10 protein-coding genes are annotated in these 13,085 nt (G+C 73.5%); 7 read left to right on the top strand and 3 right to left on the bottom strand.

Features of this window, described 5'->3' with window-relative positions; translation table 11 throughout:
* The first annotated feature begins 72 nt into the window (after positions 1–72).
* The 3 genes from E4P43_RS07705 to E4P43_RS07695 all read left to right on the top strand — a co-directional run bounded on the left by E4P43_RS07705 (position 73) and on the right by E4P43_RS07695 (position 4,265).
* Positions 73–1,164: a sugar ABC transporter substrate-binding protein gene (locus E4P43_RS07705; RefSeq protein ID WP_135144872.1), complete on the top strand. Its 1,092-nt coding sequence runs from the start codon at positions 73–75 to the stop codon at positions 1,162–1,164.
* A complete protein-coding gene (locus E4P43_RS07700; protein WP_135144870.1) occupies positions 1,164–2,696 on the top strand; it encodes a sugar ABC transporter ATP-binding protein in 1,533 nt (510 codons plus the stop codon). Before E4P43_RS07705 ends, E4P43_RS07700 begins: the two co-directional genes overlap by 1 nt.
* Positions 2,697–2,813: 117 nt before the next feature.
* Positions 2,814–4,265 carry an aldehyde dehydrogenase gene (locus E4P43_RS07695; RefSeq protein WP_135144869.1) on the top strand — a complete coding sequence of 484 codons (1,452 nt, stop codon included), beginning with the start codon at positions 2,814–2,816 and terminating at the stop codon, positions 4,263–4,265.
* Between the two features lie 93 nt (positions 4,266–4,358).
* Here E4P43_RS07695 and E4P43_RS07690 read toward each other — a convergent pair whose 3' ends face one another.
* Positions 4,359–5,435: a type IV toxin-antitoxin system AbiEi family antitoxin domain-containing protein gene (locus tag E4P43_RS07690; RefSeq protein WP_209313775.1), complete on the bottom strand. Its 1,077-nt coding sequence runs from the start codon at positions 5,433–5,435 to the stop codon at positions 4,359–4,361.
* 216 nt (positions 5,436–5,651) lie between these two features.
* Here E4P43_RS07690 and dusB point away from each other — a divergent pair, with 216 nt between their 5' ends.
* From dusB to ppdK, 3 genes are all read left to right on the top strand, one after another.
* Positions 5,652–6,812: a tRNA dihydrouridine synthase DusB gene (dusB, locus tag E4P43_RS07685; protein ID WP_135144867.1), complete on the top strand. Its 1,161-nt coding sequence runs from the start codon at positions 5,652–5,654 to the stop codon at positions 6,810–6,812.
* A complete protein-coding gene (locus tag E4P43_RS07680) occupies positions 6,809–7,252 on the top strand; it encodes a hypothetical protein (protein WP_135144865.1) in 444 nt (147 codons plus the stop codon). Before dusB ends, E4P43_RS07680 begins: the two co-directional genes overlap by 4 nt.
* A 171-nt stretch (positions 7,253–7,423) precedes the next feature.
* On the top strand, positions 7,424–10,114 hold the full coding sequence (gene ppdK, locus E4P43_RS07675; RefSeq protein WP_135144864.1) for a pyruvate, phosphate dikinase: 2,691 nt from the start codon (positions 7,424–7,426) through the stop codon (positions 10,112–10,114).
* A 46-nt stretch (positions 10,115–10,160) separates the two neighbouring features.
* Here ppdK and E4P43_RS07670 read toward each other — a convergent pair whose 3' ends face one another.
* Both E4P43_RS07670 and aztD read right to left on the bottom strand, forming a co-directional pair.
* A complete protein-coding gene (locus tag E4P43_RS07670) occupies positions 10,161–11,030 on the bottom strand; it encodes a metal ABC transporter substrate-binding protein (RefSeq protein ID WP_135144863.1) in 870 nt (289 codons plus the stop codon).
* Entirely contained in the window at positions 11,027–12,304 is a 1,278-nt protein-coding gene (gene aztD / locus E4P43_RS07665; protein ID WP_209313774.1) for a zinc metallochaperone AztD, read from the bottom strand. The genes E4P43_RS07670 and aztD overlap by 4 nt, the downstream gene beginning before the upstream one ends.
* A gap of 166 nt (positions 12,305–12,470) precedes the next feature.
* Between aztD and E4P43_RS07660 the strand changes: the two genes are divergently transcribed.
* Positions 12,471–13,076, top strand: coding sequence for a YdcF family protein (locus E4P43_RS07660; RefSeq protein WP_245158993.1), 606 nt, complete (start codon positions 12,471–12,473; stop codon positions 13,074–13,076).
* The last annotated feature ends 9 nt before the right edge of the window (positions 13,077–13,085 follow it).

The following is a 13,085-nucleotide window of genomic DNA, read 5'->3' as shown; positions in this document are numbered from 1 at the left end:
CACCCCGCACCACGGTCCGCCGGTTCCCGGCGCGCCGCGCTCCGCCCTACCCGCCCACAGAGAGAAGGACCCATGCGATCCCTCACCAACGCCGCACCGTCGCGGCGGCGCAACGCGGTCGCCGCGCTCGCGATCACGTCCACGCTGGCCCTGACCGCGGCCTGCGGCTCGGACGGCGGTGACTCCGGCTCGGGCAGCTCGACCAAGGAGGTCGACCTCTCGTTCGTCTACGCCACCTCCACCATCAACGCGATGCAGGAGATGGCCCTGGGCGCCAAGGCCGCGGCCGGTGAGCGCGAGGGCGTCAACTACAGCGAGTCCGCGCCGGCCGGCGTCAACGGACCGCAGCAGGTGCAGATGTTCCAGTCGGCGATGCAGACCTCCAAGGACGGCATCCTCTTCGAGACGCTGACCCCGGACCTGTTCACCCGCCCGCTGGGCCAGGCCACCGACAACGACATCCCGATCGTGTCGATCGACACCGCGCCGCCGGAGGGCAGCGGGGTCGAGTTCTTCGTCGGCAACAGCAACGAGAACGTCGGCCGCATCCTCGCCGAGGAGCTCATCAAGCAGCTGCCGGAGGGCCAGGGCGGCAAGGTCGTCCTGGGCAACGCCATCCCGGGCCTGCCGACCATCGAGGAGCGCCTCGCCGGCATGAAGGAGCTGCTCGAGACCGAGCGCCCCGACCTGGAGATCGTCGGCCCGCTGGCCACGGCGAACGAGCCGACCGAGAACTTCAACGCCTGGAACAACCTGCTCAAGGCCCACCCGGACGCCGTGGCGTACCTCGGTGCCGGCGCGCAGGACTCCGTCTCGCTGGCCCGCCTGCACGAGAGCACGAACGCCACCTGGCTCGCCGGCGCCTGCGACCTGGACCCGGCGGCGCTGGAGGGCCTGAAGAACGGCCACCTGTTCGCCATCTCCTCGCCGGAGCACTGGCTGAAGGGATACATCGGCCTGCGCCTGCTGGCCCTCAACGCCCAGGAGGGCGAGGAGCTCCCCACCGGCTGGTGGAACCCGGGTGAGCTGCTCGTGACCGCCGACAACGTCGACGAGATCATCGCCCGCCAGAAGGACGAGGACTCGCGCGCGGCCTGGTTCAAGGACGTCGCCGAGGAGCAGTTCGCCAACATCGACGACTACATCACCGAGCTGGAGAACTGATGTTCGCCCTCGAGGCGCAGCACGTGCGCAAGACCTACGGCGGCGTCACCGCACTGGCCGACGCGGGGCTCCGGGTCCGCCCGGGCACCGTGCACGCCCTGCTGGGGGAGAACGGTGCGGGCAAGTCGACGCTGGTGAAGATCATCACCGGTGCGGTGCGCCCCGATGCCGGCGTGCTGCGCCTCGAGGGGTCCGACGTCTCCTTCTCCGACACGGCCGACGCCGCCCGGCACGGCGTCGCCGTCGTCTCCCAGGAGCTCAGCCTCTTCCCGGACCTCGACGTCCTCAGCAACATGTTCCCGATGCGCGAGCCCCGCCGGGGACCGTTCGTGGACCGCCGGCGCATGGCTGCGCTCGCCCGGCCGATCCTCGACCAGCTGGGCCTGCGCGTGTCCCTCAAGGACCGCGTGGGTGACCTCTCGCTGGCCCAGCGCCAGCTCCTCGAGGTCGCCAAGGCCCTGGTCACCGACCCGCGGGTGCTGATCCTCGACGAGCCGACCTCGGCGCTGGACTCGAAGACGGCGGAGGTCCTGCTGGACATCCTGCGCGTGCTGCGGGACCGGCAGGTGGCCGTCGTCTTCGTGTCGCACATCCTGGAGGAGGTCATGGCGCTCTGCGACGAGGTCACGATCCTGCGGGACGGGCGCACGGTGCTCGACGCCGCACCGCTGGCCGGCCTCACCATCCCCAAGATCGTGGAGTCGATGCTGGGGGAGCGGCACGCCGAGCTCGCCGAGACCCGCCCCGAGGCGACCGTGGACCTCAGCGGGACCGTCGGCGCCCCCGACGGCAGCGGCGTGCTGCGGGTCCAGGACGTCTCCGTCGAGGACCGGCTGGAGGGCGTCTCGCTCACCGCCGCCCCCGGCGAGGTCGTGGGGATGGCCGGGGTGGCCGGGGCCGGCCACCAGGTGGTCCTCGAGCTCGTGGCCGGTCTGCGCCAGCCCTCGTCCGGGCAGGTCCTGCTGCCCGACGGCTCGCCGGCCCCCAAGGGCCTGCGCGCCGCCATCGCGCGCGGCGTGGCGCTGGTGACCGGCGACCGCCGGCGGCTGGGCCTGATGCTGGACAAGCCGATCTGGGACAACGCCGGCCAGGTCCGCTCGGTCGCCCTCGCGCGGGACGGGCTGCTGGTCCGCAAGGGGGCGCTCCGCCGGCGGGCCGGCGAGCACGCCGGCCGGGTCAACCTGCGCACCTCCTCGCTCGACAAGAGCGCGGGCCTGCTGTCCGGCGGCAACCAGCAGAAGGTCGTGCTGATGAAGTGGCTGCAGACGCAGCCGTCGGTCCTCCTGCTCGACGACCCGACCCGCGGCGTGGACATCGGCGCGAAGGCGGAGATGCACGGCCTCGTGCGCTCCGTCGCCGAGGCCGGCGCCGTCGTCCTCCTCTGCTCCACCGACCTCGACGAGCTCGCGACGCTCTGCGACCGCGTGTTCGTCCTCCACCACGGCCGCGTGTGCGCCGAGCTGGCGGGGGAAACCCTCCGACAGCACGAGATCCTCGCCGCGATGAACACCGGTTCCGTCGCGACCGCCTGACGTCCCACCGCGGGCCCCACCCGGCCACCGCCGGCCGACGACGCGACCCGTCGTCGGCCGGCGGTCCGCCGTCGGGGCCCGCTCCACCCGTACCGACCCAGCTCCAGGAGTGCACCAGTGTTCGAGACCAGCCTGCTCATCGGCAGTGAGCCGTCGTCCGCCGCGAGCGGACGGACCTTCGACCGCGCCAACCCCGTCTCCGGCGAGGTGGTGACGAGGTCCCCGGCCGCCGGCGTCGAGGACGCGGTCCGCGCCGTGGAGGCCGCCGCCGCCGCGTTCGAGGGCTGGGCCGCCACCACGCCCAGCACCCGGCGCATGCTCCTGCTCAAGGCCGCCGACCTGCTCGAGGCCGGGACCGACCGCTTCGTCGAGCGGATGGCCGCCGAGTGCGGCGCCACCGCCGGGTGGGGCCACTTCAACGTCCACCTCGCCGCGGGCATCCTCCGCGAGGCCGCCGGCCTGACCACCTCGGTGGGCGGTCAGGTCATCCCGTCGGACATCCCCGGCAGCCTGAGCATGGGTGTCCGCCAGCCCGCCGGCGTCGTGGTCGGCATGGCGCCGTGGAACGCGCCGGTCATCCTCTCGACCCGGGCGGTCGCCTTCCCGCTCGCGGCCGGCAACACCGTCGTCCTCAAGTGCTCCGAGCTCTCGCCGGCCACGCACATGCTGCTGGGCGAGATCCTGCTGGAGGCCGGCTTCCCCGAGGGCGTCGTCAACGTCATCACCGTGGCCCCCGAGGACGCCGCCGACGTGACCGAGGCGATGGTGGCCCACCCGGCCGTCCGCCGGCTGAACTTCACCGGCTCCACCCGGGTCGGCCGGATCATCGGCGAGGTCTGCGCCCGGCACCTGGTGCCCGCGGTCCTGGAGCTCGGCGGCAAGAACCCGCTGCTCGTCCTCGACGACGCCGACATCGACGCCGCCGTCCAGGGCGCGACCTTCGGTGGCTTCGTGAACCAGGGCCACGTCTGCATGTCGACCGACAAGATCATCGTGGACGAGTCCATCGCCGACGAGTTCGTCGCCAAGCTCGTGGCCCGGGTGGAGTCGCTGCCCGTCGGTGACCCGCGCGAGGGGGACGTCGTCCTGGGCTCGGTCATCGGCCAGAGCACCGTGGACCACATCCAGCGGCTGGTCGACGACGCCGTCGCCAAGGGCGCGAAGGTGCTCACCACCGGCGAGCCGAACGGCACGATCATGCCCGGCGTGGTGCTGGACCACGTGACCCCGGACATGGAGATCTTCCACGAGGAGATCTTCGGCCCGGCCGTCACCGTGACCCGCGTGAGCAGCGAGGCCGAGGCCGTCGCCAAGGCCAACGACAGCGCCTACGGGCTCTCCGCCGCGGTCTTCACCAAGGACGCCGCGCGCGGCTTCCAGGTGGCCCGCCGCATCGAGTCCGGCATCTGCCACATCAACGCGCCGACGGTGCACGACGAGGCGCAGATGCCCTTCGGCGGCGTGAAGGACAGCGGGTACGGGCGCTTCGGCGGCCAGGCCGGCATCGACGCCTTCACCGAGCTGCGGTGGATCAGCATGCAGGTGGAGCCCCGCGTCTACCCGTTCTGATCCTCGGACCGCCGGTCGGCCGTGCGCCGGGGTGACCCGCACGGCCGACCGGTGCCCCGGGCCACAGCTCCGGTCAGGGGACGCCAAGGTGGGTCAACCCGGTCGGCCGACGCCGTCGTCCACCCGGGCCAGCCATCCGTCGTCCCCGGCCTCGCCCACCCGGGAGCGACCCTCCGCTCGCGGAACGGCCCGGACGTCGGGTACCTCGGGGCCGGGTGCGGCGAGCAGCCGCCGTGCTGCCCGGTCCAGCTCACGGCGCCCCCCGGCGAGGTCCTCGTAGCCGACCCGGAGGAACCGGACCCCGGTCGAACGGAGCAGGTCCTCCCGGCGCTTCTCCTCCCACAGCTCCTGCTCCGGGGAGCGACCGAAGCGCGGACGCCGGTACTTGACCCGCCCGTCGAACTCCACGGCCAGCGCGGCCTCGGGGTACCAGCCGTCGACGACCTTGAGCAGCGTTCCCGCGACCCACAGCTCCACCTGCGGGACGAAGGGCGGGAGGCCGAGCGCGGCGAACGTCACCCGCCCGCACGTCTCCAGCCACGACTCGGCCCGGCCGTCGGCGAGGTCCACGGCGCGGACGGCGCGTGGGATCCCTGGCACGTTCACCTGGCGGGCGAGGACGCGGCGCATCTCGTCCCGCGTCGTCAGGCCGCGCAGCAAGGCGGCGTCGACGGCGGCGACGGCGTGGACCTCCGGCCACGTCCGGGCGACGTCGACCAGCGTGCGGGCCGCCGCCGTCACCCGGTAGGCGCCCCGCAGGGTGACCTCGTCGTCGGGCAGCGCGGCACGGGTCATCAGCCAGCCACGCCCGCGGCGCCACGTGTGCGGATCGGTCAGGTGCACGCCGACCGGAGCGGTGGTGCGCGGCCGGGGGAGGCCCCACACCCAGGCCGCGGTGTCCCTGCTGAGGACGGCGGACGGACGGGCGAGGCCGGCCATGACGGCGAGGGCCTCCAGCCCCGGCCGACGGTCGGAGCGCTCGACCTCGGCGAGGTCACCGGCGCTGACGAACACACCCGTGCGCAGCCGCACCCACGCGCCCGTACGGGTCGCCGTCCGGACTTCTCGTTCGGTCACGCCTCGACGGGCGAGGTCGGCGGTGGTGAAGATGCCGAGGCGCCGGCGGGCGGGCTCGTCGACGGCGAGCGGGACGTGCAGGGGAGTGGCCACGGAACGACCGTCGTGCCGCTGCCGGCGCCGGCGCCGAGACCGGCTCCATCTGTGGACGAGCTGCTCGCTGGGGACGCAGCGCGGGTCGAGTCGCGCCGCCGACCGTCGACCCGCGCTGTGGCGCGGGCCCACCGACGGTGAGGTGGGTCGACCCGGCCCCCGGCTCACCCGGCCGGGCGGCGAGGGTGACCGGCGTCGCCGCCTACCCTGGGTGCCGTGACCAGCACGCTCGAGCCGACGACGACGGCACTCCCGCCGCTGCGGCTCGGCGGGCTCACGGTGGACCCCGCGGTGGTGCTCGCGCCGATGGCCGGCATCACCAACCCGGCGTTCCGCACGCTGTGCCGCGAGTTCGGGGCGGGCCTCTACGTCTGCGAGATGATCACCACGCGGGCGCTGGTGGAGCGCAACGAGAAGACGCTGCGGATGATCCGCGCGACGACCGACGAGAAGGACGCGTTCTCGGTCCAGCTGTACGGCGTCGACCCGGCCACCGTCGGCCGGGCGGTCGGGATGCTGGTCGACGAGGGCGTCGCCGGCACCCGCCCCGCGCACATCGACCTGAACTTCGGCTGCCCGGTGCCCAAGGTGACCCGCAAGGGCGGCGGCTCGGCCCTGCCCTGGCACCGGGTCCTGCTGCGCGACATCGTCCGCGAGGCGGTGCGCGCGGCGAAGGACGTGCCGGTCACCATCAAGACCCGCATCGGCATCGACGCCGACCACGTGACCTACCTCGACGCCGGCCGGGTCGCGCAGGACGAGGGCGCCGCGGCGATCACCCTGCACGGGCGCACCGCCGACCAGCTCTACAGCGGCACCGCGAACTGGGGGCCCATCGCCCGCCTGGTCGAGGCCGTCGACATCCCGGTGCTCGGCAACGGCGACATCTGGGAGGCCGACGACGCGCTGCGCATGGTCGCCGAGACCGGGTGCGCCGGCGTCGTCATCGGCCGGGGTTGCCTGGGGCGGCCGTGGCTGTTCGGCGACCTCGCCGCAGCGTTCGCGGGGGAGACCCGGCGCGCGCTGCCCACCTTCCGCGAGGTCGCCGCGGTCATGCACCGGCACGCGCAGCTGCTGGCCGAGGAGCACGGCGAGCAGCACGGCTGCAGCGACTTCCGCAAGCACGTCGCCTGGTACCTCAAGGGCTTCAGCGTGGGCGGCGACGTCCGCCGGGCGCTGGCGATGGTGAGCAGCCTCGACGAGCTGGCCGAGCTGCTGGCCGGCATCCCCGACCAGCCGTACCCGACCGCCGTCCTCGGTGCGCCGCGCGGACGGACCAGCACGCCCCGCCCGGTGGCGCTGCCGGAGGGCTGGCTCGACGACCGGGACGACCCCCGGCCCCCCGTGGGTGCCGAACTCGAGACGAGCGGTGGATGACGCAGGGACCCTTCCTCTACGACGACGACCCGGCACCGCTGCACACGGGCACCCCCCGCAGCGGGAGGACCTGGATCGTCGCGGGCCTCGTGGGCATCACGGTCCTGGCCGTCGCGATGGTCGGCTTCCTCTACCTGCTCAAGGGCTCGCCGCAGGAGCAGGCCACGCGCGCGGCGCAGGTCTTCGTCGACTCGATGTCCGACGGGGACACCGACACCGCCTACCAGATGCTGTGCCAGGACGAACGCGACCGGCTCGAGCCCGACGAGGTCGCCGGCACCTACCTCGGCTCCGGCGGCGGGGAGATCGGCGAGGTCCGCGACGACGCCGTCGAGGGGGCCGCGGTGCAGGTCGTCGCCGTCCGCTGGGACGACGGCACCACCACCGAGCTGCGGGTCCAGAACGAGGACGGCCCCCGCATCTGCGGCATCGCGGGCTGACCCCTCCGGGGTGTGGCCGAATCGCGCCGCACCCCGCTCTGCGCCAAGATCACGGGATCCTGACCGGCGTCCGGGCACCTCCCGGCGCGAGCGGGCGGGCAGACCGGAGGCCTCCGGTGCGGCACCATCTCGACCACGCGGAGGCCGGTAGTCGAGCGTGGAGGTACGGGGATGTCAGGCGATCCGTCGGCCAAGTGGGTCTACGACTTCAGCGAGGGCAGCAAGGACCAGAAGGACCTCCTCGGCGGCAAGGGGGCCAACCTCGCCGAGATGACGAACCTCGGCCTGCCCGTGCCGCCGGGGTTCACCATCACCACCGACGCCTGCCGCTACTACCTGGAGCACGGCGGCACGCCGCCGGAGCTCGACGCCCAGGTCAGCGAGCACCTCGCCGCGCTCGAGAAGGCGATGGGCAAGACCCTGGGCGACCCGGCGGACCCGCTGCTGGTGTCCGTGCGCTCCGGTGCCGCCGCCTCCATGCCCGGGATGATGGAGACCGTCCTCAACGTCGGCCTCAACGACGAGTCGGTGAAGGGGCTCGCCGCCCAGTCCGGCAACGACCGGTTCGCCTGGGACTCCTACCGCCGGCTGATCCAGATGTTCGGCAAGACCGTCCTGGGCATCGAGGGCGAGCTGTTCGACGACGCCCTCGACGAGGTGAAGCAGGAGCAGGGCACCGACTCCGACCTGGACCTCGACGCCGCGCACCTGGAGGACGTCGTCGGCCGGTTCAAGGCGATCGTCCGGGACCACACGGGCGCCGACTTCCCGCAGGACCCGCGCGAGCAGATGGACCTGGCGATCAACGCCGTCTTCGACTCGTGGAACTCCGACCGGGCCATCATCTACCGCCGCCGCGAGCGCATCCCCAGCGACGCGGGCACCGCCGTCAACGTCTGCTCGATGGTGTTCGGCAACCTCGGGATGGACTCCGGCACGGGGGTCGCCTTCACCCGCGACCCGGGCAGCGGCGAGCAGGGCGTGTACGGCGACTACCTGCAGAACGCGCAGGGCGAGGACGTCGTCGCCGGCATCCGCAACACCGTGCCGCTGGTGGACCTGCAGCAGATCGACGCGCCCGCCTACGACGAGCTCATGGGCATCATGTCGCGGCTGGAGTCGCACTACCGCGACCTGTGCGACATCGAGTTCACCGTCGAGCGCAACAAGCTCTGGATGCTGCAGACCCGCGTCGGCAAGCGCACCGCCGGGGCGGCCTTCCGCATCGCCACCCAGCTGGTCGACGAGGGCCTCATCGACATGGACGAGGCGGTGCGCCGGGTGAGCGGTGACCAGCTCGCGCAGCTGATGTTCCCCCGCTTCGTCTCCGGCGGGGACGCCACGCAGCTCACCCAGGGCATGAACGCCTCGCCCGGTGCGGCGGTCGGCAAGGCGGTCTTCTCCTCGGAGACGGCGGCCCAGTGGGCGGAGCGCGGCGAGAAGGTCGTGCTCGTCCGCCGGGAGACCAACCCCGACGACCTCTCCGGGATGATCGCCGCCGAGGGCGTGCTCACCAGCCGTGGCGGCAAGACGTCGCACGCCGCCGTCGTCGCCCGGGGGATGGGGAAGACCTGCGTCTGCGGCGCTGAGGAGCTGCAGGTCGACACCAAGGCGAAGCGGTTCACCGCCCCCGACGGCACGGTCGTGAACGAGGGCGACGTCATCTCCATCGACGGCTCCACCGGCAAGGTGTGGCTGGGCGAGGTACCGGTCGAGCCGTCGTCGGTCGTCCGATACTTCGAGGGCGAGATCGACCCTGACGCCGAGGGCACCGACGACCTGGTGAAGAGCGTGCACCGGATCCTCACGCACGCCGACCGGGTGCGCCGGCTCGACGTGCGCACCAACGCCGACACCCCGGAGGACGCCGGCCGCGCCCGCCGCTTCGGCGCGCGCGGGATCGGCCTGTGCCGCACCGAGCACATGTTCCTCGGCGACCGCCGCCAGCTGGTGGAGAAGCTGATCCTGGCCGACGGCGAGGAGGAGCGGCAGGCCGCGCTCGACGCCCTGGAGCCGCTGCAGAAGCAGGACTTCCTGGAGATCTTCGAGGCCATGGACGGCCTCCCGGTCACCGTCCGGCTGCTCGACCCGCCGCTGCACGAGTTCCTGCCCGACCTCACCGAGCTCTCCGTGCGCGTGGCGCTGGCCGAGGAGCGGGGCGAGCCCGACGAGGGCAACCTGCGGCTGCTGGCCGCCGTCCGCGGCATGCACGAGTCCAACCCGATGCTGGGCCTGCGCGGCGTGCGCCTCGGGCTGGTCGTCCCGGGGCTGTTCGACATGCAGGTGCGGGCGATCGCCGAGGCCGCGTGCGAGCGGAAGAAGGCCGGTGGCGACCCGCGGCCGGAGATCATGATCCCGCTGGTCGGCGCCGTGCAGGAGCTGGAGGCCATCCGCGAGGAGTCGGAGAAGGTGCTCGCGGAGGTGTGCCAGGCGTGCGGCATCGACGTCGCCCCGCTGATCGGCACGATGATCGAGGTGCCCCGCGCGGCGCTCACCGCCGGTGAGATCGCCGAGCACGCCGACTTCTTCTCGTTCGGCACCAACGACCTCACCCAGATGACGTGGGGCTTCTCGCGCGACGACGTCGAGGCCGCGTTCTTCCACCAGTACCTGGACAAGGGCATCTTCGGCATCTCGCCGTTCGAGGCGCTGGACCGCGAGGGCGTGGGCCGGCTCGTGCGGATCGGTGTCGAGGCGGGGCGGGCCGCCCGCCCCGACCTGAAGCTCGGCATCTGCGGCGAGCACGGTGGCGACCCCGAGTCGGTGCACTTCTTCCACGAGGTCGGGCTGGACTACGTGTCCTGCTCGCCGTTCCGGGTTCCGGTGGCCCGGCTCGAGGCGGGGCGCGCGGCCCTCGGCTGACGGACGGCCCCCGGCCGGCGGGCGCCGGCCGGGGGCCTCCGCGGGGTCAGCCGTTGCAGACGAGGCCGCGCTCGAGGGCGGCCAGGTTGGCCGACATGAGCCCGGGATAGCTCTCCCCGTCCTGCACCCGCTCGATCGGGTGCAGGACGTCGGTGGCCAGCCCGAGGTCGGCGGCCAGCACCTCGGCGACCGAGGACCCCGCCGCCGCCTCGAAGAAGATGGTCCTGGCCCCCGAGCCGCCCACGGCGTCGGCCGCCGCCCGCACCCGGGTGGGTGAGGGCTCGACCATCGGGTCGAGACCGGCCACGCCGACCTGCCGCAGGCCGTACCGCTCGGCGAGGTAGCCGAACGCCTCGTGCGAGGCGAGGAGCGTGGCGCCGCGGCAGTCCGAGAGCGCCTCGGTGTACTCGCGGTCGATCCCGGCGAGCAGGTCGGCCAGGCGGTCGGCCCTGGCGGCGTAGTCGTCGGCGTGGTCCGGGTCGACCTCCGCCAGCTCCGCTGCCACGTCCCGGCCGAGCCCGGCCAGGCGTAGCGGGTCCAGCCAGAAGTGCGGGTCCGGGCCGCGGTCGGCCACGGACGCCGCGTCGACCAGGTGCTCGGGCCGCTCCCGGGCGACGACGTCGTCCACGGCCGGCTGCATGCCCCCGGACAGGTGCACCACGACGTCGGCCTCGGACAGCGCCGCGACGTCGCGGGGGGCGGGGTCGAGGCGGTGCGTGTCGCCGCCGGGCGGAGTCAGGTTCGCGACCGCCACGTGCTCGCCGCCGACCTGCTCGGCCACGTACTGCAGCGGGTAGGAGGAGACGACGACGTCGAGCCGGCCGTCGTCCTCCGCCGCCTGGCCCGCGCCGCAGCCGGCGAGGCCCAGGACGAGCACCGCTGCCGGGACGGCCCGCCGCCTGCCGGTCGGCCTCACTCGTCGTGCTCGTGCTCGTGGCCGGCGTGCTCGTCGACGTCCCCGGGGACGCCGGCCAGCTCGTTGGGCGTCACCTCGAGGTCGGCGCTCTTCCACACCTCACCGCCCTCGACGTCCACGGCGTGGATCCGCTGGGTGGCCGGCTCGGTCACGTACGCCATGCCGCCGACGACGACGACCTGCGGGTGCGGGTCCTGCCAGTCGTCGGACTCCTCCCACGGAGCCGTGACCTGGATGGACCTCGTGACCGTGCCGGAGACCGGGTCGATCACCTGCAGGGCGCCGTCGTAGGTGAGCACGAGGCCCTCGCCGGCCGGGCCGCGGGCGAAGGAGCGGTACCAGTAGGGCGCCGGCAGGTCGACGAGGCGGAGCTGGGCCGTCGTGGTGTCGATGAGCGCGACGGTGCTGGACCGGTCCTCGGCACTGCGCTCGTAGTCGCCGAGCACGATCGCCGAGTCCTCGGTGCCGAACTGGTTGCCGATGCGGCCGTACTCGTCCGGCCTGTCGATCTTGGTCAGCCGGCCGTCGGCGTAGAGCACGGCGCCGTCCTGGCAGCCGATGACGATCGCCTCGTCCGCGGCCACGGTCTCGCCGTGCACGGCGGGGCAGTCGTCGGTGGCGGCGACCTCGTTCCCGTCGGCGTCGAGGATGCGGACGCCGGTGCGCTCCTCCTCGGTGCCGTCGGAGACCAGCATCGTGCCGTCCTCGAGCTCGACCGCGACGCCGTGGTGGGCCTCGGGGGTGGTGAGCTCCTCGACCTCCCGGTCGGGGTCGGCGATGTCCGCGCTGTCGAACGCGGTGACCCGCCCGGTGCCGTCGTCGAACAGCACCGTCCGTCCGGCGTGGGCGACGACGTGGCCCGGCTTCTCCGCCTCGAAGACGACGTCGGTCAGCTGCGGCTCGGCGGTGTAGTAGTGCGAGTGGTCGCCGTGCGGCTCGGCCCAGGCGCCGCCGTCGAGCAGTTGGAAGCCGCCCTGCGTGGAGACGAGGAAGTGGCGGCCGTCGCCGGCGGGGTTGAGGCGGTTGAACCCGTCCAGCTCCTCGTCGGCGAGCACCTCCAGCGTGCTGGCGTCCAGCACCTGGATGCCGCCGTCGTAGGTCAGGGCCAGCCGCGGCGAGCTGCCGCCCACCTCGGTGGGCTCGGGGGCGGACGTGGTCTCGGACGGGGCGGCGGCATCGGAGCCGTCGGTCGAGGCGCAGCCGGTGGCGAGCGCCAGCGGCAGCGCCGCGGTCAGGGCGATGACGCGGAGGGAGGGGGAGGTCAGGCGGCGCACGGGTTTCTCCTGGAGCTAGAGGTGGACGGGCGTCACCGTAGCGCAAACGATAATCGTTCCCAGATAGGGGTGGGATCGGCTGGCGGGGCCGGTCCGTGGAGGCCCCCGCGGAGCGCACGCCGTCGGTCCCGCGTGGTACCCATGACGGGTGCTGGTGTGGAGGCTCGTGACGCGGGTGGTGGGTGCGGTCGTCCTGGCCGCCGTGCTGCTCGTCGTCTCCACCGCGCTCGGCATCTGGTGGACCGCGCGGCAGGACTCCCGGCCCCAGTCCGACGCGATCGTGGTCCTGGGGTCGGCGCAGTACAACGGCGTCCCGTCCTCGATCTTCGAGGCCCGGCTGGAGCACGCCCGCGACCTGTTCGAGGAGGGCGTCGCCCCGGTGGTCGTCACCGTCGGCGGCAAGGCCGACGGCGACCAGTTCGCCGAGGCCGAGGCCGGGCGCGACTACCTGGCGCAGACCGGCGTGCCCGCGGAGGCCCTGCTCGCGGTGCCCGAGGGCGTCGATACCCTGGAGAGCATGCGGGCCGTGGGCGCGGCCTTCGCCGACCGCGGCTGGGAGCGCGCGGTGCTCGTCACCGACCCGTGGCACGCCATGCGGGCCGAGCGGATGGCCGAGGACGCCGGCATGCAGGCCGAGAGCTCGCCGACCCGGCAGGGCCCGGCCGTGCAGACCCGCGACACCCAGTTCCGCTACATCCTGCGGGAGACTGCTGCCTACCTGCTCTACCGCGTCACCGGCGAGAGCGTCGCCGGGGCACCCGGCATCGGCTGAGGAAGGACA

The sequence above is a fragment of the Blastococcus sp. TF02A-35 genome, assembly GCF_004571075.1.
Classification (GTDB): Bacteria; Actinomycetota; Actinomycetes; order Mycobacteriales; family Geodermatophilaceae; genus Blastococcus.
The sequence above is the reverse complement of the archived record's forward strand: the minus strand, read 5'-3'. Positions and strand labels throughout refer to the sequence as shown.

Excerpts from the sequence above, each read along its gene's own strand:
- E4P43_RS07705 (WP_135144872.1), top strand. The coding sequence starts at position 73 with ATGCGATCCCTCACCAACGCCGCACCGTCGCGGCGGCGCAACGCGGTC.
- E4P43_RS07700 (WP_135144870.1), top strand. The coding sequence starts at position 1,164 with ATGTTCGCCCTCGAGGCGCAGCACGTGCGCAAGACCTACGGCGGCGTC.
- ppdK (WP_135144864.1), top strand. The coding sequence starts at position 7,424 with ATGTCAGGCGATCCGTCGGCCAAGTGGGTCTACGACTTCAGCGAGGGC.
- E4P43_RS07680 (WP_135144865.1), top strand. The coding sequence starts at position 6,809 with ATGACGCAGGGACCCTTCCTCTACGACGACGACCCGGCACCGCTGCAC.